Annotated in this window: 16 protein-coding genes and 1 pseudogene; 7 read left to right on the forward strand and 10 right to left on the reverse strand. The window is 70.9% G+C overall.

Annotated features, from left to right (window positions below):
* Positions 1 to 25: 25 nt before the first annotated feature.
* On the forward strand, positions 26 to 349 hold the full coding sequence (gene trxA / locus ACFYL6_RS26500) for a thioredoxin (protein WP_387175234.1): 324 nt from the start codon (positions 26 to 28) through the stop codon (positions 347 to 349).
* A gap of 161 nt (positions 350 to 510) precedes the next feature.
* Positions 511 to 1,674, forward strand: a complete 1,164-nt coding sequence (locus ACFYL6_RS26505) for an N-acetylmuramoyl-L-alanine amidase (RefSeq protein ID WP_387175235.1) — start codon at positions 511 to 513, stop codon at positions 1,672 to 1,674.
* 14 nt (positions 1,675 to 1,688) lie between these two features.
* On the opposite strand, the gene ACFYL6_RS26510 is transcribed toward ACFYL6_RS26505, so the two are convergent.
* Positions 1,689 to 2,354 (reverse strand): GNAT family N-acetyltransferase, encoded by a 666-nt coding sequence (locus ACFYL6_RS26510; RefSeq protein ID WP_091396576.1) that lies wholly within the window; start codon positions 2,352 to 2,354, stop codon positions 1,689 to 1,691.
* A gap of 295 nt (positions 2,355 to 2,649) precedes the next feature.
* Between ACFYL6_RS26510 and ACFYL6_RS26515 the strand changes: the two genes are divergently transcribed.
* Complete coding sequence (locus tag ACFYL6_RS26515) at positions 2,650 to 3,963, forward strand: PLP-dependent aminotransferase family protein (protein ID WP_238681542.1); 1,314 nt, start codon at positions 2,650 to 2,652, stop codon at positions 3,961 to 3,963.
* Positions 3,964 to 3,970: 7 nt separating this feature from the next.
* Entirely contained in the window at positions 3,971 to 4,972 is a 1,002-nt protein-coding gene (locus ACFYL6_RS26520; protein ID WP_387175238.1) for a D-alanine--D-alanine ligase, read from the forward strand.
* 825 nt (positions 4,973 to 5,797) lie between these two features.
* Here the strand turns inward: ACFYL6_RS26520 and ACFYL6_RS26525 are convergent.
* The 9 genes and pseudogenes from ACFYL6_RS26525 to rpmH form a co-directional block, all read right to left on the reverse strand.
* Positions 5,798 to 6,167: pseudogene (locus ACFYL6_RS26525) on the reverse strand (hypothetical protein); the annotation flags it as partial.
* Between the two features lie 1,652 nt (positions 6,168 to 7,819).
* The gene (locus tag ACFYL6_RS26530) at positions 7,820 to 8,836 is read right to left on the reverse strand and encodes a ParB/RepB/Spo0J family partition protein (RefSeq protein ID WP_387175240.1); all 1,017 of its coding nucleotides are present in this window, start codon (positions 8,834 to 8,836) and stop codon (positions 7,820 to 7,822) included.
* A 27-nt stretch (positions 8,837 to 8,863) separates the two neighbouring features.
* The gene (locus tag ACFYL6_RS26535) at positions 8,864 to 10,189 is read right to left on the reverse strand and encodes an AAA family ATPase (protein WP_387175242.1); all 1,326 of its coding nucleotides are present in this window, start codon (positions 10,187 to 10,189) and stop codon (positions 8,864 to 8,866) included.
* 256 nt (positions 10,190 to 10,445) lie between these two features.
* Positions 10,446 to 11,300: a 16S rRNA (guanine(527)-N(7))-methyltransferase RsmG gene (gene rsmG, locus ACFYL6_RS26540; RefSeq protein WP_387175243.1), complete on the reverse strand. Its 855-nt coding sequence runs from the start codon at positions 11,298 to 11,300 to the stop codon at positions 10,446 to 10,448.
* Between the two features lie 4 nt (positions 11,301 to 11,304).
* Positions 11,305 to 11,922 (reverse strand): R3H domain-containing nucleic acid-binding protein, encoded by a 618-nt coding sequence (locus ACFYL6_RS26545; protein WP_091397533.1) that lies wholly within the window; start codon positions 11,920 to 11,922, stop codon positions 11,305 to 11,307.
* A gap of 212 nt (positions 11,923 to 12,134) precedes the next feature.
* On the reverse strand, positions 12,135 to 13,124 hold the full coding sequence (yidC, locus tag ACFYL6_RS26550) for a membrane protein insertase YidC (protein WP_387175365.1): 990 nt from the start codon (positions 13,122 to 13,124) through the stop codon (positions 12,135 to 12,137).
* 2 nt (positions 13,125 to 13,126) lie between these two features.
* Entirely contained in the window at positions 13,127 to 13,423 is a 297-nt protein-coding gene (gene yidD / locus ACFYL6_RS26555; RefSeq protein WP_238660497.1) for a membrane protein insertion efficiency factor YidD, read from the reverse strand.
* Positions 13,420 to 13,836, reverse strand: a complete 417-nt coding sequence (rnpA, locus tag ACFYL6_RS26560; RefSeq protein WP_387175246.1) for a ribonuclease P protein component — start codon at positions 13,834 to 13,836, stop codon at positions 13,420 to 13,422. The genes yidD and rnpA overlap by 4 nt, the downstream gene beginning before the upstream one ends.
* A 34-nt stretch (positions 13,837 to 13,870) precedes the next feature.
* Entirely contained in the window at positions 13,871 to 14,008 is a 138-nt protein-coding gene (rpmH, locus tag ACFYL6_RS26565) for a 50S ribosomal protein L34 (protein ID WP_007453904.1), read from the reverse strand.
* 625 nt (positions 14,009 to 14,633) lie between these two features.
* Here rpmH and dnaA point away from each other — a divergent pair.
* The 3 genes from dnaA (at position 14,634) to gnd (ending at position 19,285) form a co-directional block, all read left to right on the forward strand.
* Positions 14,634 to 16,463, forward strand: a complete 1,830-nt coding sequence (dnaA, locus tag ACFYL6_RS26570; RefSeq protein ID WP_387175367.1) for a chromosomal replication initiator protein DnaA — start codon at positions 14,634 to 14,636, stop codon at positions 16,461 to 16,463.
* A 775-nt stretch (positions 16,464 to 17,238) separates the two neighbouring features.
* Positions 17,239 to 18,372: a DNA polymerase III subunit beta gene (dnaN, locus tag ACFYL6_RS26575; protein WP_387175248.1), complete on the forward strand. Its 1,134-nt coding sequence runs from the start codon at positions 17,239 to 17,241 to the stop codon at positions 18,370 to 18,372.
* Between the two features lie 40 nt (positions 18,373 to 18,412).
* Complete coding sequence (gnd, locus tag ACFYL6_RS26580) at positions 18,413 to 19,285, forward strand: phosphogluconate dehydrogenase (NAD(+)-dependent, decarboxylating) (RefSeq protein WP_112583933.1); 873 nt, start codon at positions 18,413 to 18,415, stop codon at positions 19,283 to 19,285.
* Positions 19,286 to 19,288 lie beyond the last annotated feature (3 nt).

Consider the following 19,288-nt stretch of genomic DNA (forward strand, 5'->3'; position numbering starts at 1 on the left):
AAACACATCCCGGAGGAGGGGCATAGTGGGAAATACCAAGGCGGTCACCGACAAGAGCTTCGTCGCTGACGTACTGCAGGCCGACAGGCCGGTGCTGGTGGACTTCTGGGCCGAGTGGTGCGGGCCGTGCCGCAAGGTGTCGCCACTGCTCGAGGAGATCGCCGGCGAGATGGGCGACCGGGTCAGCATCGTCAAGCTCAACATCGACGAGAACCCGGAGACCGCCCGGGCCTACCGGGTGATGTCGGTGCCGACGCTCACCGTCTTCAAGAACGGTCAGCCGGTGCAGTCGATCGCCGGTGCCAAGCCGAAGGGCGAGCTGGTCCGGCTCATCGAGTCGGCCCTCTGACCAGCAGAAACATCAACCGAACCCCGTACCCGCTCGTCGGGTGCGGGGTTCGGTGTCTTCCCGGCCGCGTTTTTCCCGGCCGAGCCACCTCGCCGCCCCGGAGCGCATAGCCTCAAGCCTGGGCCGCCCGGCCAGCCAGCGTCGTGCAGAGGGGGTCGTGCGTGCGTCCGATCCGACCCGGTGACCAGGGACCCGCGGTCACGGAGATCCGTACCATCCTGACCGGCCTTGAGCTGCTCGCCGCCGCCGGCCCGCAGACCGACGAGTTCGACCTGGACACCGAGCGGGCGGTCCGCGCGTTCCAGCAGTCACGGGGGCTCAGCGTGGACGGCCGGGTCGGAGCCGAGACCTGGCGCGCCCTGGACGCCGCCCGCTGGCGGCTCGGTGCCCGCACCCTCTACCACGCGGTCCCCGAGCCGCTCACCGGCGAGGACGTCCGGTCGCTGCAGGAGCGACTGCTGGAGATGGGGTACGACGTGGGCCGCGCGGACGCCATCTACGGTGTCCGGACGTCCCGGGCGTTGGCCCAGTTCCAGCGCGAGGTCGGGCTCACCCCGGACGGCTCCTGCGGCCCACACACCATGAACGCGCTCCGCCGGATCGGTCGCAAGGTGGTCGGCGGCCGCCCGCAGTGGCTCCGTGAATCCGACGCGATCCGGCAGTCCGGGCCGGCGCTGGTCGGCAAGACGGTCGTCATCGACCCGGGGCACGGGGGCACCGACCCCGGGATGGTGGTGCCCGACGGCTCGCTGCGCTGGACGGAGGCGGACCTGGTGCACGACCTGGCCAGCCGACTGGAGGGGCGACTCGCCGCCACCGGGGTGCGGGTGCAACTGACCCGGGGCCCGTCGCCCGACAGTTGCCTGCCGGACACCGACCGGGCCCTGCTCGCCAACTCGCTCGGCGCCGACGTGTTCATCTCGCTGCACCTGGACGGCCACGCCAACCCGGATGCGGAGGGCGTCGCGACCTACCACTACGGCACCGACAACGGGGTGACCTCGGCGACCGGTGAACGCCTGGCCGGGCTGGTGCAGCGGGAGATCGTCGCCCGCACCGGGCTGCGGGACTGCCGTACCCACGCCAAGACATGGGAGCTGCTGCGACTGACCCGGATGCCCGCCGTCCGGGTCGAGGTCGGCTACCTCACCTCGCCGACGGACCGCGCCCACCTTGTCGACCCCCGGTTCCGGGACCGGGTGGTGGAGGCGCTCGTGGCCGCGGTGCAGCGGATGTACTACCCGATCGAACGGGACGTCCCGACCGGGTCGCTCGACGTCAGCGAACTGCGTGCCGTGGTGGCCGCCGGCACGGTGGTCGACTGATCCGCCGCTGGGCGTCAGCCGTTGGTGGAGCGGGTGGCCGGGGCGGGACGGACCGGCCGAAGCAGGGTCTCCGGGCTCATCGACCCGAGCAGCTTCTCCAGCGCGTACTCGACGTCGGACTTCCAGCTCAGCGCCGTCCGCAGCTCAAGGCGCAACCGGGGGAAACGCGGGTGCGGACGTACGGTCTTGAAGCCCACGGAGAGGAAGAAGTCGACCGGGGCCACGCAACCGCCGGCCGGGTCGTCCGCGTCGCCGAACTTGGCGTCGCCGAACGCCTCGATGGCCTTGATCCCGCGCTTGGTCAGATCCCGGGCGACACCCTGCACCAGCATCCGGCCCAACCCGCCGCCGGAGAACGCGGCGACCACGTTGGCGGTCATCAGCAGTGCCGCGTCCGCAGAGACCGGTGAGGTCGGGAACGCCATCGAACGGGGCACGTAGGCGGGCGGGGCGTACATCACGAAGCCGGCCGGCATTCCGTCGACGTACGCGAGTTTGCCGCAGGAGCCCCACTCCAGCAGGGTCTGGGAGACCCACGCCTCCTTCTCCAGGCCTGGGTCGCCAGCGGCACAGGCCCGGTCCGCGGAGACTGGATCGAGCTCCCAGTAGACGCACTGCCGGCACGGGCGCGGGAGGTCTTCCAACGTGTCGAGGGTCAGGCTGACCAGACGTCGCGACATATGGCGCATCCCCACAATAGGCTCGGTGGTGAGACCGGCATGGAACGACAGCGCCGCCTTCCTGCCCCCGACGAGCGATCGTACGCCGCCGATCGGCGATACGGGAGGGGACGCGCGAATGCTCACCGCAGTGGGGGACGCCGAGGACGGTCCGCCATGTGGTCGATCTGCCTCGGCCCCGCGGCAGCACGACTGTGGCGGACTAGGATCGACAATCGGTGTGCCCGCCGCCATGGTCAGCGGTGTGCGGGGTACCCGGGGCGGGAGCCACCCGAGCAGCGATCGAGGTGAGGTCATGACCGGCACGACACTCGACGACTACACCGACCGGTACGCCCGGCGGGTACGCGGGATGACCGCCTCCGAGATCCGAGCATTGTTCGCGGTGGCCAGTCGCCCGGAGGTCGTCTCGCTCGCCGGCGGCGCACCGTACATCGCCGCGCTCCCGCTGGACGCGGTCGGCGAGATGCTCGGCCGGCTCGGTTCCGAGCACGGCGTGACCACCCTCCAGTACGGCATCGGCCAGGGCACCCTCGAACTGCGCGAGCGGATCTGCGAGGTGATGTCGCTCTCCGGGATCGACGCCGCGTGCGGGGCCTCCCCGGAGGACGTCGTGGTCACCGTGGGCGGGCAGCAGGCCCTGGACCTGGTGGCTCGACTCTTCCTCGACCCGGGTGACGTGGTGCTCGCCGAGGGGCCGACGTACGTCGGTGCGCTCGGCGTGTTTCAGGCCGCCCAGGCGCAGGTCGTCCACGTACCGATGGATGCGGACGGGCTGATCCCGGAGGCGCTGGAGACGGCCATCGCCGACCTGGCCCGCGCGGGCCGGCGGGTCAAGTTCCTCTACACGATCCCCACCTACCAGAACCCGACCGGCGTGACGCTCAGCGAGGAGCGCCGGGAGCGGGTGCTCGACATCTGCGAGCGCGCCGGCCTGCTGGTCGTCGAGGACGACCCGTACGGTCAACTGGGGTTCGAGGGTGAGGCCCCGGCCCCCTTGCGGGCCCGCCGCCGCGATGGCGTCTTCTACCTCAGCACGTTCTCCAAGACCTTCGCCCCCGGGCTGCGGGTCGGCTGGATCCTGGCGCCGCACGCGGTCCGCGACAAACTGGTCATCGCCAGCGAGGCGCAGATCCTCTGCCCCAGCGGTTTCGCCCAGGCCGCGGTGGCCACCTATCTGAGCACCATGCCCTGGCGGCAGCAGCTCAAGGTCTACCGCGAGGTCTACCGGGAACGCCGGGACGCCCTGCTCGACGCGATGGCCGACCTGATGCCCGAGGGCACCAGCTGGACCACCCCGGCCGGCGGGCTCTTCGTGTGGGCCAGCCTGCCCGACGGGCTGGACTCGAAGGCCATGATGCCGCGCGCGGTCGCCGCCCGGGTCGCCTACGTTCCCGGCACGGGGTTCTACGCCGACGGCACCGGCACCGACGCCATGCGGCTCAACTTCAGCTTCCCGCCGCCGGAGCGGATCCGCGAGGGCGTCCGCCGGCTGGCCGGGGTCATGGAGCAGGAGATCGCCATGCGCCGGGTCTTCGGCGCCGTGGGTGGCGCCGCCGGCCGACGCGGCCGGGCCGGCTCCGACGTGCCCGGGCCCGACTTGGCATGATGCCGGCATGGGTACGACCGCCGAGCACCTCCTCGTGACCGATTCCGCCATCTCGGCCGACCTGCGCGTCGTGGTGCTCGCCGGTGGGCTCTCCTACGAACGGGACGTGTCGCTGCGCTCCGGTCGTCGGGTGCTCGACGCGCTGCGCGCCGTCGGGGTGGAGGCCGAGCTGCGCGACGCGGACGTGGCCCTGCTGCCGGCGCTCGCGGCCGACCCACCGGACGCGGTGGTGATCGCACTGCACGGCGCGACCGGCGAGGACGGCTCACTGCGCGGGGTGCTGGATCTGTGCGACATCCCGTACGTCGGCTGCGACGCTCGGGCCTCCCGGGTCGCCTGGGACAAGCCCTCGGCCAAGGCGGTGCTCCGCGAGGCCGGCATCCCCACCCCGGACTGGGTGGCGCTCCCGCACGACCGTTTCTCCGAGCTGGGCGCGGTCGCCGTCCTGGACCGGATCGTCGACCGGCTGGGCGTACCCCTGATGGTCAAGCCGGCGCAGGGCGGCTCCGGGCTGGGCGGAGCGGTGGTCCGGGACGCCGCCGCGCTGCCCGCCGCGATGGTCGGCTGCTTCGCGTACTACTCCACCGCGCTGGTGGAGCGGTACGTGCCGGGGATGGATGTGGCGGTCTCCGTCGTCGACCTCGGCGACGGCCCGCAGGCGCTACCGCCGGTGGAGATCGTGCCGCGCAACGGCGTGTACGACTACGCCGCCCGCTACACCGCAGGGCGGACCACCTGGCACGCCCCCGCCCGGCTGGACCCCGAGGTGGCTGCCACGGTCGCTGACGTGGCCCTCGCCGCACACACCGCGCTCGGTCTACGGGACCTCTCGCGCGTCGACGTGATCGTGGACGCGGCCGGCCAGCCGCACGTGCTGGAGGTCAACGTCTCGCCGGGCATGACGGAGACGTCACTGCTTCCGCTCGCCGTACAGGCGGCCGGCCTGGACTTCGGCCGACTCCTCGGCACCCTGGTCGCCCGAGCAGCGGCCCGCCTCACCACTCACTGACCTACCTACCCGGCAACCCGTTCGGTCGAGCGCACCCGCCCCCGGTCGACCATGAGGTTGGCCGGTCGGGGCCAACCTCATGGTCGGTTCCAGATCAGTGGCTCGCGCGTACGTCGGGTGCGTCGTTGCCGTTGGTGCGCGCGGCCGTGCCCGGAGCGCTGGTGCCCCGGACGCCGTCCTCGGGGACGGTCTTCGTGACGGCCTCCCCGGCGGTGTCCCCGTCGGTGGGGTCGTACGCGGCCGGGTTGGCGGGACCCGAGACAGCCTTGTCGGCGGTGCCGATCGCCGGGCCGCCGTGGGACCCGTCGGTAGGCGTCCCCGCCGGATCGACGTGGGACCCGTCGGTGGGGACCTTCGCCGGGCCAGCCTGGGGTCCGCCGCCGGGCGTCTCCGCCGGGCCGAGGTGGGGTCCCTCGGCGGGCGTGCCCACCCTGGCGGCGATGCCGGACGCTGTGCGACCGGGTGCTGCGGCGGTGGAGGCCGGGGTGTCGAAGGCCGGGGTGCCGGACGCCGGGGTGCCGGACAGGTCGGTGGCGGGTGGCGTCTGAGCGGGCTCGGTCGCCGGTCCGGTGACCGTGGCCGTCCGAGCGGGTTCAGCTGTCCGGTCGGTGACGGTGGTCGCCGTCGAGCCGGCAGCGGCGTCCGGGTCCGCGGCTGGTTCGGCCGGGAGCGTGGTGTCGGCGTGGTTCGGATCGGGAGTGGAGTCGAGCGCCGGCTCCGGGATCTCCTCTGCCGCCTCGATGACCGAGACCGCCTCCACCCCGGCTGCTGCCGCTGAGGCAGCCTCCGCTGCGGCGGCGGCATCCGCGGCAGCGGACTGGGCCAGCAGACTGGACGGCGCCTGCCACTGGATGCGGGGCGGCTCGGCGAGCGGGCGGCCACCGAACTCGGCGAGCCAGGCAGCGACCAGTGCCAGATTTTCCCGCCACTGCGCCTCGGAGATCGGCGGCAGGATCGAATCCCACAGGGACAGGAACGTGCCCCGCAACTGAAGGCGGCCGTACGGACGGGCGAGGAACCACATGTGCAGATGAGCCGAGCCGTCGCCCCAGCGGTTGACGTGCACCCGCGCCACGCCGTCGAGCGACCGGATGGCTCGCTCCAGACGTACGGTCATCACCCCCAGTTCGGCAGCCAGCAGGTTCGGCAGGTCGCCGAGGTCGAGGTGAGTCCGCGATTCCAGGATGAGCACCATGGGCAGGCCGGTGGGCCGGTCCATGGCACGGACCCGCCACCGCTCGCCCACCCAGATGTAGGCGTCGTCGGGTGCGTTGCAGGCGGTGCATTCCCGGAGACCCTCGCCCTTCCGGGGCGGTTCGACCGGGACCGGATCATCGAGTTGCTTCACGTGGAGGTCACCCTCGAAGGGAAATGACGGCCACTGGGTGAAGTCCGGGACTGAGGGAGGGGTGTCGTGCACGACGCTGACCCTAACCGAGTCTGGCACCGCTGTCCCTACCTGTTTGAGCGGTCGCGGGCCACCGGATCGGTGCCCGTCGTCGACCGAGCCGGCGCGGTCGCGCGGGCAGCGAGAGGCGATATCCACAGGCTGCCGAGATCCTGAACACAGGCCGTCATCCACAGGCTCACACCCGCTCCCACGCGCTGTTTCACGTGAAACGGGGGGTGCCTGTGGACAACCGGTGTGGATAACTTTTCGGCCGGTCGGTCGTTGTCCGCGAACCGCCAAATCGGCGGGGTCGACGGCCCCGGGGGGACGGAATTGGACGGGCGCACTCCGATCGGCACCGCATGCCGCCGCCGACGCGTTGCCCCCACCGCCCGCTGGCTCGTTTGGCATCCGTGGGCGGACGACCGCCTCGCTCGTACGCGGACCCGCCCGACCCACGGCCCGTGCGCCCGTGCGCCCCGTTGCGCCCGGACTCTGGACCTCTGGACGCCGGAGGCTGTGGACGGGACGGGCAGTTCGAGCCGGAGCACCGGCGTCTAGCGCCTGAGAGCCGGGGGCGACTCCGCTTGTACCGCCACTCCGAACCCAAGGGGTTTCGATCCGGTCCGACCGAGCCGCTATCGCGGTTTCACGTGAAACGGCGCAGGGCGGCGAGCCCGAGCCGGCGGGTCGTCGACTCGGCTAACCTCCCGCCAAAGTCGCGGTGAGGCACGCTCCGACCAGACTGACCGCGACCGAGAGCTTCGGCCCGCCCGAGGGGGACGGCGGAGGCGTCGTTACACGCCACTCAGTGGCTCGCTGACGCTTCGGGCCGAGCAGGGGGTGGTTGCGGTCGAGTGGACCATCCCGGAGTCTTCTGCGAGGCGTCTAGCGGATCCGCCCGCCACCCGCACCCACCCCGGCGCCCGCTTCGCGTCGCCCGCCACCCCGTTCGCCGCCCGCCACCACGTCCGCGACCGTGGGCCGCCGGGCATACGTCGTCGGCGCCGCAGCGGACGGCGGCGGGTTACCGGAAGTACAGCGCCCTCGACCCGTCGGACGGGGCGCCGGTGGATTCGGTGCCGCGGTAGGTGGGGCGTCGGTCCAGGGGTGCCAGCCGGAGGCCGCAAGGCACTCGCCACGTCCGCGCTCGCCACCGCCGCGTCCGTCCGCCGCCTCCGCCGATCGCCCGCCACCCGCCGGCTGCGGCTGCGGCTGCGGCTTGTGCTTCGCAACCTCCAAGCCAGCGCGCCCCATCCGCCCATCACTCCCGCCCACTCATCCTGCGGTCAGAGGGGACGCCGGGTTGGCGGGAAGAGCCGAGGACGACGACGGTCCGCAGGGCAGGCCGATCCCGGCATCAGGCCGACCGCTGTTTCACGTGAAACGCGACGACCCCGGGATGCGGAACGGCCGCGCTCCCGGTGGGTAGCGCGGCCGTCGGCGAGAGGGCGGGTTCAGTCCTCCCCGCTCTCCTCCTGCTGTACGCCGATGATCCCGACGATCCGCTCAAGGTCGTCCACCGTCGCGAACTCGATCGTGATCTTGCCCTTGCTCCGGCCGATGTCCACCTTCACCCGGGTGTCGAACCGGTCGGACAGCCGATCGGCGAGATCGGTCAGGGCCGGAGCGTGCGCCTTCGGGCGGCGCTTCGCGGCCTGACCCTTCGCCGGCCCATCGTTCAGTGCCAGGGCCACGATCTCCTCGGTCGCCCGAACCGACAGGCCCTCGGCCACGATCCGCAGGGCCAGCTGTTCCTGCGCCTCCGCCTCATCGAGGCTCAGCAGAGCGCGGGCGTGCCCCGCGGACAGGATGCCGGCGGCAACTCGGCGCTGCACCTGTGCGGGCAGGTTCAGCAGTCGGATGGTGTTGGAGATCTGCGGGCGACTCCGGCCGATCCGGCGGGCCAACTCCTCGTGGGTGGCCCCGAACTCCTCCAGCAGTTGCTGGTAGGCGGCGGCCTCTTCCAGCGGGTTCAGGTTGGCCCGGTGGATGTTCTCCAGCAGGGCGTCGCGGAGCATGGCGTCGTCACGGGTGTCCCGCACGATCGCCGGGATGCTGTCCCGGCCCACCGCCTGGGCGGCCCGCCAGCGCCGCTCGCCCATCACCAGTTCGTACTTCTCGTCGTCGAGCTGCCGAACGACGATGGGCTGGAGGAAGCCGACCTCCTGGATCGAGGTCTTCAGCTCCTCCAGTGCCTCCTCGTCGAAGACCTGGCGGGGCTGCTTCGGGTTGGGCATGATCGCATCGACCGGGATCTCGGCGAATCGAGCACCGGGCACCGGGCTGAGCACGGGCTCCGGCTCGTGGGCCGGCGCCCCAGCGGGCACCGTGGCGACGGCGACGCTGCCTGCCTCTTCCACGTACTCGTTTTCCGGCTCGGCCGTCGCGGTGCCAGCGGCACCCGGCGCCGGCCCGGTCGGGATCAGCGCCCCCAGGCCCCTACCCAGGCCGCCCCGAGGACGGTTCTTCATGCCACGCCTCCCAGCGACTCGTCCGCACTACGCATTCCGGCCCACCGGCTCCTTGACGCCCCGCTCGGCGATTTCCTGGGCGGCCTCGAAGTAACTCGTGGCGCCCCGCGAACCGGGATCGTAGGTCATCACCGACTGGCCGTAGCTCGGCGCCTCGGAGACCCGGACGTTGCGGGGGATGACCGCCTGGAGAACCTTGTCGCCGAAGTGGTTCCGGACGTCCTGCTCGACCGCGTCGGCCAACCGGGTGCGACGGTCGTACATGGTCAGCAGGATGGTGGAGACATCGAGCTTCGGGTTGAGGTGCTGGCGTACCAGGTTGATGTTGTTGATCAGCTGGTTGAGCCCCTCCAGCGCGTAGTACTCGCACTGGATCGGGATCAGCACCTCCTGCGCGGCAACCAGAGCGTTGACCGTGAGCAGACCGAGCGAGGGCGGGCAGTCGATGAAGACGTAGTCGAACTCGCCCGGGTACGCGGCGATCGCCCGGTCCAGGCGCGACTCCCGTGCCACTACCGACACCAGCTCGATCTCCGCGCCGGCCAGGTCGATGGTCGCGGGTACGCACCAGAGGTTGGGGATGCCCTCGACCGCCTGTGCTACCTCGGCCAGCGGCACGCTGTTGATCAGGCAGTCGTACACGTCGGGGATTCCGGTGTGGTGTGGGACGTTGAGCCCGGTCGAGGCGTTGCCCTGCGGGTCGAGGTCGACCACGAGCACCCGGTTGCCGTGCAGGGCGAGCGCCACCGCAAGGTTGACGGTGGTGGTGGTCTTACCCACGCCGCCCTTCTGGTTGGCGACGCACATGACCCGGGTCCGGTCCGGCCGAGGCATGGTCACCTCGCCACTGGGATTCAGGATCTGCACGGCGCGCATCGCCTCCATAGCCAACGGTGGGTCATCCTCTTCGCGCGTCGGGGTTTCACGTGAAACGTACGTGGGGTCGGCCGCCACGGCAGCCAACGACTCGGTCGAAGCGACCGGTGCGTCGGCGACCACCGGCGCGGCGTCCCGAACGACGGCCGCGGTGGGTTGGTGCGGCACGGCCGCCTCGAAGCGAACCGCCGCGGCGGTGTTGCGGCGACCCGAGGTCGACCGCACCTCGGCGGCGTTGACCGGCCGGCCCGACGCCTCCGACGTCCGGCGAACACTCGCCGGCTCCGGAATGGCCGAGCCCTCTGGCCGCACCGAGCCCGACGGGGGGTCGAGCGCTGCTGGCGGATCGCTGTCGGTAGGTCGGGTCGGTGACCCGGTCGCGCCGGGCGACCAGCTCGGGTAGTCGGTTTCACGTGAAACGGGATCGCTGGTCGACCCGGTCACGCGTGGATCGTCGTACCTGCCGTCGTCATGCACCTGTCATCCCTGCCCGCTTCGGATGGTCGGTCCGCGCCCCGGTCAACTTGGCCGCATCCACGCCCGCAACCGGGAGCGTACGGCCCACGGGAGCGGTCGGAGACCCGCGACGTCCGTCACCCGCTCCACACTATCGACGCGCGGTCAGCCTACGGCGGACGGGCGCGGCCGGTCCACGTCGGGTTCTCATCCCCTCGTCCATCCGTACCGGTACAACGAGGCAACCCACCGGCCGGAAGCCCGATGGCGCGAAGTGTCACCCTCGGCGGGCGCGTCCGCCCCGGGCGCGTTTCTTGGCCGCCGGGCGGGCAGGGCCGACCATCCGCTCGCGGACGATCTCCACGACCGTGGTGGGCGGATCGATCACCCCGACGCCGCAGAGCTGCACGGTCGGCTCCCCGCCGCCGAGTCGCGCCACCACCTCGGCGTGCTCCTCGATCTCGGCCGCGGCGGACGAGCCCTTGAGCGCCAGCAGCCGACCACCGCGAACCGCCAGGGGAAGACTCCAGCCCGCGAGCCGGTCCAGGGGCGCGACCGCGCGCGCGGTCACCACGTCTCCACTGATCGGATCCCGGCCGCTCGAACCGCTGGCGGCCTCGTCGGCCCGGCCGCGGAACACCCGTACCGACTTGGCCAGGCCGAGTCGCTCGACGACCTCGATCAGGAACGAGGTCCGTCGGGCGAGTGGCTCGATCAGGGTGACCGTGAGGTCGGGGCGGGCGATGGCCAGGACGAGACCCGGCAGGCCGGCGCCGGATCCGACGTCGAGCACCGTGGCGCCGGACGGGATCCGCTCGGCGACCGCCGCGCAGTTGAGCAGGTGCCGGTCCCAGATGCGGGGTGCCTCCCGGGGGCCGATCAGGCCGCGGACCACCCCGTCGGTGGCCAGCAGTTCGGCGTACGCGGCGGCGAGGTCGAGACGATCGCCGAAGAGCGTCAGCGCGGCCGGAGCCAGCTCGGGCGGCAGCGCCGCGTCGGCCGGTGACGGGGCGGTGTCGCGCCCGGTCGGTTCGGCATCGGTGTCGGCGGCGGCGGGGCGGACAGCGGACGGCCCGGGCGGCGTGCCGCCCGGGCCGGACACGGCGTCGGCCGTGATGTCGTCGTGGGTCACCCGGTCAGTCCGCCGGCCGTACGACGATGCGCCGGTTCGGCTCCACACCCTCGGACTCGCTTGCCACGCCGGACATGGCGTTGACGACGTCGTGCACGCACTTGCGCTCGAACGCGGACATCGCCTCCAGGCGGACCGGCTCGCCGTACTCCTTGACCTTCTCGACGGCGTTCTTGGCGACCGCGGCGAGTTCCTTGCGGCGGTTCGCGCGGTAGCCACCGACGTCGAGCAGCAGACGGCTCGGCGTACCGGTCTGCCGGAAGACGGCAAGGCGGGTCAGCTCCTGGAGCGCCTCCAGGGTGGCCCCGCGCTGACCGACCAGATTCTGCAGCCGCTCGCCGACCACCTCGACCATCGGACGACCGGCGGCGACCAGCTCGTCGATGTCGCCGTCGTAGTCGAGGATGTCGAGCAGGCCCTCGACGTAGTCGGCGGCGATCTCGCTCTGCCGGAACAGGTCGCCCTCGCCCACCGCCTTCTTCACCCGGGTGCCGGCGGCGGTGTCGGTGTCGTCGTCCGCCTCGGTGTCATCGGCTTCGGTGTCGTCGCCGTCCACCGCGAGCGTGGCGGTCTCCTCCTCGTCCAGGGACTGCTCGGCGCGGGGGATGCTGGTCTCGGTCACGGTCTCATCTCCGTACTCGCTCGGCCGGACCGTCGGGTCCGACTGGTTTCCCGGGGCCGGCGGGAGGTCGCCGGTGCCCACGGGCACGTCTGTACGGGCAGTGTCGCCCGTGGCCGCGCGGTGCGCGGTCGGTTCCACCCGGCGCCGGCCGTACGGCGGCTGCGCGGTGTGGAACGGGCCGCCGTCGGATCACCGACGGCGGCCCTCGCAGGTCAGCCCTGCCGCTTGGCGGGGCGGCTCTTCTTCGGGTTGTTCACCGGCTTGGCGCCCGGCTTCGGCCCGGCCACCTTGGGGGCGGTCGCCTTGACCGGCGCCGGCGGGGCAGCCTTGCCGTGACCGAACAGGCCACCGGACTTGGCGGGCTGCACCGGGTTGCGGGCAGCGGCGGGGGCGACGGCCTTCTTGGCGGTCACCGGCGGCGGGAACTTCCGCAGCACCCACTGCTGCTGGCCGAGGGTGAAGAGGTTGTTGGTGACCCAGTAGATGATGACGCCGATCGGGAAGATCGCACCGGAGATCAGAAGCGAGGCGGGGATGCCGTAGAGCATCAGTCGCTGGATCATCCGCTGCTGCGGGTCCTCGGCCCAGCCGGTCTTGAGGATCATCTGACGGCTGGTCAGGTAGGTGGTCGCGATCATGACCAGGACCAGGACACCAGCAATGATCTTCACGGTGCTGCCGTTGGCGCCGAGGCTGGCCAGCTCGTCGGCCGTGGAGCCGAACTTGCCGGCGATCGGAGCGGTGAACAGCTTCGCCTGCGAGGCGCTCTGGAACTGGTCGACGGTCCAGCCGTAGAGGGTCTTGTTCTGCTTGTCCGGATCGAGCCGGCGCAGCACGTGGAAGAGACCCAGGAAGACCGGGATCTGAAGGAACATCGGAAGGCAACCCATCAGCGGGTTGGCCTTCTCCTTCTTGTAGAGCTCCATCATTTCTTTCTGGAGCGTCTCCCGGTCACCCTTGTGCTTCTCCTGAAGCTCCTTGACCTTGGGCTGGAGCGCCTGCATCGCCCGCTGCGACTTGATCTGCTTGACGAAGACCGGGAACAGGATCACCCGGACGGTGACCACCAGGAAGATGATGGACAGGATCCAGGCGAAGTTGGTGCCGATCACCGCGCCGACGGGCACCCCGATGGCGTCCCAGGCAGAGTGCCAGGTCAGCAGGATCCACGAAATCGCGTAGTAGATCCAGTCGAGACTCAGACTCAATTCGGGGCTCCAGTCACATCAGCACGGCGGCGGCCGCCCGGCTCCGGCACCGGGTCATATCCACCAGGGTGAAAGGGGTGGCAGCGCAACAACCGCCGGACCGCCAGCACGGCTCCCCGGAGCGCGCCGTGCCGAGCGACCGCCTCCTGGGCGTACGCACTGCACGACGGGTAGAACCGACAGCGAGCCGGCAGTGCCGGACTTATCCACCGACGGTACGCGATGATGGGCGCGATCAGCACCTTGGCACCGGTTGTCGAGGGGCGTGGGCTGCTCTGCTCGGTGCCGCTCATCGGGACCGCCGCTCGCGGGGGGATCTGGCGACCGCGATGGCGGCGTCCAGGTCGGTGGCGAGCCGAGGGTACGACGCCTGCGCCGCGGCCGGGAGCGCCCGGACGACCAGGGTGCTGCCGGCGGGCAGGGCCGTCAGCCGTTCCCGGACCAGCGCCCGCAGTCGGCGCCGGACCCGGTTACGGGTCACCGCGTTGCCGACCGCCTTGGACACGACGAAGCCGGCACGGGACGGCACGGACGACTGCTCCGCACTGTTGTCCCGTACCGGCTCCGGCGAGGTCGGTGTGCTGGGGTCGGCGGTCACCGGCATGGCCAGGTGGACCACGACGGCGCCACGTCCGGCGCGTCGGCCACCGCGAACCGCTGCGGCGAAGTCAGTGCTGCGCCGCAGTCGCTGTGCGGCGGCCAGCACGACTGCCCACGTCCCCTGGACCGGCCCGGTCGGCTCAGGCCGACAGGGTGGTGCGACCCTTGGCGCGACGGCTCGACAGGATGGCACGGCCGGCACGGGTGCGCATGCGCAGCCGGAAGCCGTGGGTCTTCGCGCGCCGGCGGTTGTTCGGCTGGTAGGTGCGCTTGCTCACGTCAGGCTCTCCGTTTTCGTACGCGCCCCGCGCGAAGGGATCGCCGGGGTCGTGTGGTGGTCCAGGCCACCTCGAGGGTGGCCCACGATCGGTGCTGTCCGGCGGAGCGGGACCTCGGCGGTGCGGGGATGCGACCGCGGACAGCAAGCACCCATCACCCTAGCAGAGGGCGAGAAAGCAGCCGTTCCAGCCTACGCAGGGGGGCAATGACCGTCAAACACCCCGAGCAGGGGACAACGGGACGCGCCCGAGGCCGGAGGGCGGTTTTCGCTGATGCCGACAAGGGCGCCGCCGCGTCGCCGGTTGATGGCGCAGGGACAACGCTGTTACCGTGCCCGATTGCGGTGAGCGTCGGAAGCTCCGGTCGTCGCGCAGGCAAGACCGGACACGGCAGTGAATCGTTCGGCACGGTGAACCCGCTTCAGCGCCCGTTCAGGCAGGGGCAGGTCCCACCCGCGTCCGGCGGCGGCCACAATCGGTCGGTACACAGGCTGTGGATAACTTGTGGATGACCACCGGTCGACCGTCCGGGTGGGTGTTGTTCCACCCGCGAACGCGGCGGGCCCGGGACGGCCGGCTGGCAGACAGCGGCGGCCGGGAGCAGAAGCGAGGGGGTGGCACGACGGTGGCCGGTACGACCGACCTTGCCGCAGTGTGGTTAGCGGCGACCGACGAGCTCGCCGACGAGATCATCTCCGCCCAGCAGCGTGCCTATCTCCGACTGACCCGGCTGCGAGCGATCGTCGAGGACACCGCACTGCTCTCCGTTCCGGACGCGTTCACCCGCGACGTGATCGAGTCACGGCTGCGCCCGGCGATCACCGAGGCACTGACCCGCCGGCTCGGCCGACCGATCCAGGTCGCGGTCACCGTCCGGGTGGCCGAGGACGCTTCCGGCCGACCGGCCGGCACCGTCTACCGCAGCGCCCCGGAGCCCGGCCCGCTCGACCTCGACGGCCCGGGCGTCGCACCCTTCGACGACGACCAGGGCTCTCGACCGTCGGCCGACGCGATGATCCCCGAGCAGTCGCCCGCGCCGCGTACGCCCGATCCCGGTCCGCCGCCCGCACCGGCGGGTCCGCCGCTCGCGCCGCCCGTCGACGGGCACCGCTCGGGGCTGATCCCCGCCAGCAGGGACGGGCAGGAGGCGTTGTTCAGCGCCTCCTTCGCGGAGCCCATGCGCTCGCCCCGACCGGGCCCGGACCGGCGCGGCTACGACGAGCAGGCCGCCCGCCTGGACCCACCCGGCCCGGACACCCGGCCCTACGAGCCCCGCTACCGGGACGACTCCGCGTCGCCGCGCGACCAGCACGTGATCCGATCGCTTCCCCGGGATAGCGGAACGGACAGTGGCCCGGGTCGCAGCGCGGTGGACCACCGAACAGGTGGCCGCGACGACCGCCGGTTGCCCGGTGCCGACACCGGTGGTAACCGGCTCAACCCGAAGTACATGTTTGAGACGTTCGTCATCGGCTCGTCCAACCGCTTCGCCCACGCGGCGAGCGTGGCGGTGGCGGAGTCGCCGGCCAAGGCGTACAACCCGCTGTTCATCTACGGGCACTCCGGGCTGGGCAAGACGCACCTGTTGCACGCCATCGGGCACTACGCCACGACACTCGGCAACGCCCGCTCGGTCCGGTACGTCTCGACCGAGGAATTCACCAACGACTTCATCAACTCGCTTCGGGACGACAAGACCAGCGCGTTCCAGCGGCGCTACCGCGACGTCGACATCCTGTTGATCGACGACATCCAGTTCCTGGAGAACCGCGAGCGCACCCAGGAGGAGTTCTTCCACACCTTCAACACGCTGCACAACGCCAACAAGCAGATCGTGATCACCTCGGACCGGTCGCCGCGCCAGCTCGCCACCCTCGAGGACCGGATGCGAACCCGGTTCGAGTGGGGGCTGCTGGCCGACATCCAGCCACCGGATCTGGAGACCCGGATCGCGATCCTGCAGAAGAAGGCGGCGCAGGAGCGGATGTACGCCCCGCCGGACGTGTTGGAGTTCATCGCCTCCCGGGTGTCGAACTCGATCCGGGAGCTGGAGGGCGCCCTGATCCGGGTGACCGCCTTCGCCAGCCTGACCCGGTCGACAGTCGAGCTGTCGCTGGCCGAGGAGGTGCTTCGGGACTTCATGCCCGACGGCGCCGGTCCGGAGATCAACGCCGACCAGATCATGGCGTCGACCGCGGACTACTTCGGGGTGAGCCTGGAGGACCTGCGCGGCCAGTCCAGGTCCCGGGTGCTGGTCAACGCCCGCCAGGTGGCCATGTACCTGTGTCGGGAGTTGACCGAGCTGTCGCTGCCCCGGATCGGGCAGGCGTTCGGCGGCCGGGACCACACCACTGTGATGCACGCCGACCGCAAGATTCGTCAGCAGATGGCGGAGCGACGCTCGCTGTACAACCAGATCGCCGAGCTGACCAACCGGATCAAGCAGAACAGCTGAGGCGTACGACCGCCGTACGGCGGCGCACAGCCGCAGGACACGCCCGACCGGATCTCCGGTCGGGCGTTGTTTTTGGTCCGTCAGCTGGACTCTCGACATGGTGGAGACCACAGCATCGAGGCCGTGACCGCCTCGCCTTCCACTCGTTGTCCACAGCTCGTTATCCACCGTCGGTGGATAACTACGGTCCGTCCTCAGCCAGTTACCCACAGGCTGTGGAGAAACCCTGTGTACGAAGCTGTGGACGCCTGGGGACGACGGTCGAGTTATCCACCGATCATCATCAACCTGTGTACGGGCTGTTGAAGGTTCTGGGGATGACGGCAATGGTGATCTTCCCCGCGATCCACAGGCTTGGGGAGAAAGTCGGTGGATTACCGGTGGACAACCGGTGGACAACGGTGGACAACCGGCCGGCGTCGCCGGGCTGTGGACACACAAGCCGGTTGTACCCCCGGTTCTCCACAGCTAAATCACCGGTGGATAACCTGTCTGACCTGCGAAGACCTCGGTTTTCCACAGTTTGCACAGGTGCGATGAAGACGATGAGTTATCTCTTCTAAGAGAACAAAAACCAATCATCACCGTTGGGCTTTCTGTGGATCGGGCCGAACGCTGTCGGATCAGCCGGTCAGCATCGACACGATCCATGGGGTCGGGCGCACAGCCGATACCCCCGCGCCCTAAGGTGCGATGGGTACCCGCACGGTCGGGCGGGACGGTAGGCAGCGGTCGGCATGAGAGAGTTGTCGCTGACGTCGACGCGGAGGCATTGATGAAGTTCCGAGTGGAGCGCGACGCGCTCGCCGAGGCTGTGGCGTGGACCGCGAAGAGCCTGCCCAGCCGGCCATCCGTACCGGTGCTTGCCGGGGTGATGCTCCGCGTCACCGACGGCAACCTGCGGGTCTCCGGGTTCGACTACGAGGTCTCCAGCCAGGTGACCGTCGAGGTGCAGGGCGACGCCGACGGCGCCGCGCTCGTCTCCGGCCGCCTGCTCGCCGAGATCACCAAGGCGTTGCCGGCCAAGCCGGTCGACATCGCCGCGGTCGGCGCGCACCTTGAGCTGGTCTGCGGCAGCGCCCGGTTCACCCTGCCCACCATGCCGGTGGAGGATTACCCCGCGCTGCCCGAGATGCCGCAGAGCGCCGGCACGGTCGACGCCGCCGCGTTCGCCACCGCGGTGTCCCAGGTGGCCATCGCTGCCGGTCGCGACGAGACGCTGCCGATGATGACCGGCGTCCGCGTCGAGCTGTCCGGCAACACGCTGTCGATGCTCGCCACCGACCGTTACCGGTTGGCGCTGCGCGAGATCCAGTGGCGGCCGGACGACCCCGACGTGAGCATCAACGCCCTGGTGCCCGCCCGCACCCTGAACGACACCGCCAAGGCCCTCGGTCCGCTGGGTGGCGAGGTCATCCTCGCCCTCGCCCAGGGCGCCGCGGGCGAGGGCATGGTCGGCCTCGCGGGTGGCACCCGACGCACCACCAGCCGGCTGCTCGACGGCGCCAACTACCCGCCGGTGCGCTCGCTCTTCCCGGCCACGCACAACGCCGCGGCCCGGGTGCCGGTCAGCACGCTGATCGAGGTGGTCAAGCGGGTCGCGCTGGTCGCCGAACGCACCACGCCGGTGCTGCTCAGCTTCAGCGCCGACGGCCTCGTGGTCGAGGCCGGCGGTTCCGAGGAGGCCCGGGCCAGCGAGGCGATGGAGGCCACCTTCACCGGTGACCCGCTGACCATCGGCTTCAACCCGCAGTACCTCATCGACGGTCTGGCAAACCTGGGCGCCCAGACGGCCGTGCTCTCCTTCGTCGACGCCTTCAAGCCCGCGGTGATCTCTCCCGCTGGCGAGGATGGCGAGGTCATTCCGGGGTACCGGTACCTCATCATGCCGATCCGCGTCTCGCGCTGATCGCGCCCAGCAACACCCAGATCCACGGAGGTAGAAACACATGCAGCTCGGCCTGGTAGGACTCGGCCGTATGGGCGGCAACATGCGGGAGCGGTTGCGTTCGGCCGGGCACGAGGTGGTCGGCTTCGACCACAACGCGCAGATCAGCGACGTCACGACCCTCGCCGGCCTGGCGGAGAAGCTTGAGTCGCCGCGCGCGGTCTGGGTCATGGTGCCCGCCGGTGTCACCGACGCGACGATCGACGAGCTCGCCGAGGTGCTCGGCGAGGGCGACATCATCATCGACGGTGGCAACTCGCGCTTCAGCGACGACGCTCCCCGGGCCGAGCGGCTCAACCAGCGCGGCATCGGCTACATGGACGTCGGGGTCTCCGGCGGCGTCTGGGGCCGGCAGAACGGCTACGGGTTGATGGTCGGCGGCGCCCAGGAGCACGTGGACCGCCTGATGCCGATCTTCAACGCGCTCAAGCCGGAGGGCGAGTTCGGCTTCGTGCACGCCGGGCCGGTCGGCGCCGGGCACTACTCGAAGATGGTGCACAACGGCATCGAGTACGGCCTGATGCACGCCTACGCCGAGGGCTACGAGCTGATGGCCGCCTCGGAGTTGGTGACCAACGTGCCGGGCGTCATCAAGTCCTGGCGGGAGGGCACCGTCGTCCGTTCCTGGCTGCTGGACCTGCTGGACCGGGCGCTCGACGAGGACCCGGAGCTGGCCGACCTGAGTGGCTACACGGAGGACACCGGCGAGGGCCGGTGGACGGTCGACGAGGCGGTCCGGCTGGCCGTGCCGCTGAACGTCATCACCGCTTCGCTGTTCGCCCGGTTCGCCTCGCGGCAGGACGACTCGCCCGCCATGAAGGCCGTCTCCGCGCTGCGTCAGCAGTTCGGTGGCCACGCCGTCCACAAGCGCTGAGCG

The organism is Micromonospora sp. NPDC007208 (assembly GCF_042869175.1).
GTDB lineage: Bacteria > Actinomycetota > Actinomycetes > Mycobacteriales > Micromonosporaceae > Micromonospora > Micromonospora foliorum.